Genomic DNA, 2,027 nt, shown 5'->3' with positions numbered 1-2,027 from the left:
AGCAGCGCCTGGTGACCCAGCAGACCACCAGCCGCGGCACCTTCGTTCCCCTGGCCTTCGGCCCGGGGGAGGCGTTCCAGTTCGATTGGAGCGAGGACTGGGCTGTTCTCGCTGGCGTGCGCACCAAGCTGCAGGTAGCCCACTTCAAGCTCAGCCACAGCCGAGCGTTCTACCTGCGCGCCTATCCGCTGCAGACGCACGAGATGCTGTTCGATGCCCATAACCATGCGTTCGCAGTTCTGGGCGGTGTACCCCGCCGTGGCATCTACGACAACATGCGCACCGCCGTGGACCGGGTGCGCCGTGGCAAGGAGCGCGACATCAATGCGCGCTTTGCGGCCATGGTCAGCCACTTCCTATTCGAGGCAGAGTTCTGCAACCCCGCTTCAGGCTGGGAGAAGGGCCAGGTGGAGAAGAACGTGCGCGACGCCCGTCACAGGCTGTGGCAGGTAGTGCCGCCATTCCCAAGCCTGCTTGAGCTCAATGCCTGGCTGCACGAGCGCTGCGTGGCGCTGTGGCATGAGATCGAGCACGGCAAGCTGCCAGGAACCGTCGCAGACGTATGGGCCGAGGAGCGGTCTGCCTTAATGCCTGTGCCAAGGCCCTTCGATGGCTTTGTGGAGCACACCAAGCGCGTCTCACCCACCTGCCTGGTCCACTTCGAGCGCAACCGCTACAGCGTGCCGGCGCCGTATGCCAATCGACCTGTGAGCCTGCGGGTCTACGCAGACCGTCTGTTGATTGCCGCCGAAGGCCAGATCGTGTGCGAGCACCAGCGCCTGATTGAGCGTAACCACCATGGTGCTGGACAGACCGTGTACGACTGGCGCCACTACCTGGCGGTGCTGCAGCGCAAGCCCGGGGCGTTACGCAATGGCGCACCCTTCCTGGAACTGCCAGCGGCCTTCAAGCGCCTGCAGGCTACCTTGCTCAAGCGACCCGGCGGAGACAGGGAGATGGTGGAGGTGCTGGCCCTGGTGCTGCACCACGATGAACAGGCCGTACTCGCCGCCGTGGAGCTTGCCCTGGAGTCAGGGGCTGCGAGCAAGACGCACATCCTGAACGTGCTGCACCGGCTGCTGGACGGCAAGCCTGCGCCAGCACCGGTCACATCTCCCCAGGCGCTCAAGCTGTCTGTGGAACCCCTGGCCAATGTGCTTCGTTATGACCAACTGAGGGAGGTGCGCTATGCGTCATGACCCCGCCATCGCATCCATCGTGATCATGCTGCGCGAGCTCAAAATGCACGGCATGGCCCAGGCGGTTGCGGAACTGGCCGAGCAAGGTGCACCGGCCTTCGAGGCAGCACAGCCCATCCTGTCCCAACTGCTCAAGGCCGAGACCGCCGAGCGCGAAGTGCGATCGGTGGCCTACCAGCTCAAGGTGGCGAGGTTCCCGGCGTATCGGGACCTGGCGGGCTTGGACTTCAGCCACGGCGAGGTCAACGAGGCTCTGGTGCGGCAGTTGCACCGGTGCGAGTTCCTGCAGGATGCCAACAACGTGGTGCTGGTCGGCGGGCCGGGCACAGGCAAGACCCACATTGCCACAGCCCTCGGGGTGCAAGCCATTGAGCACCATCACCGTAGGGTGCGGTTCTTCTCCACGGTGGAGTTGGTCAATGCGCTGGAAGAGGAGAAGGCGCAAGGCAAGTCAGGGCAGATGGCCAACCGGCTGGCCCATGTGGATCTGGTGATCCTGGACGAGCTGGGCTACCTGCCGTTCAGTGCCTCAGGAGGTGCCTTGCTGTTCCATCTGCTGTCCAAGCTGTACGAGCGCACCAGCGTTGTGATCACCACCAACCTGAGCTTCAGCGAATGGGCCAGCGTGTTCGGGGATGCGAAGATGACCACGGCACTGCTGGACCGGCTTACGCATCACTGCCATATTCTGGAAACCGGCAACGACAGCTACCGGTTCAAGAACAGCTCTGCACAGCAACCACCGCCGACCACCAAGAAGGAGAAGACACCGAAGAACTTATCCACAACGTGAGCGTGAAGTTCACGAACAAGGGTGGGTCAAGATTC

Annotated in this window: 2 protein-coding genes; both read left to right on the top strand. The window is 63.2% G+C overall.

What is annotated here, in order from left to right; translation table 11 throughout:
* Nucleotides 1-1,199 (top strand): IS21 family transposase (gene istA, locus BP68_RS19180; protein ID WP_496374766.1); only part of this gene is annotated, 1,199 nt, incomplete at its 5' end.
* Nucleotides 1,189-1,992, top strand: coding sequence for an IS21-like element helper ATPase IstB (istB, locus tag BP68_RS19175; RefSeq protein WP_496374764.1), 804 nt, complete (start codon nt 1,189-1,191; stop codon nt 1,990-1,992). The genes istA and istB, both read left to right, overlap by 11 nt.
* The last annotated feature ends 35 nt before the right edge of the window (nt 1,993-2,027 follow it).

The organism is Diaphorobacter oryzae DSM 22780, from assembly GCF_059568935.1.
The sequence above is the reverse complement of the archived record's forward strand: the minus strand, read 5'-3'. Positions and strand labels throughout refer to the sequence as shown.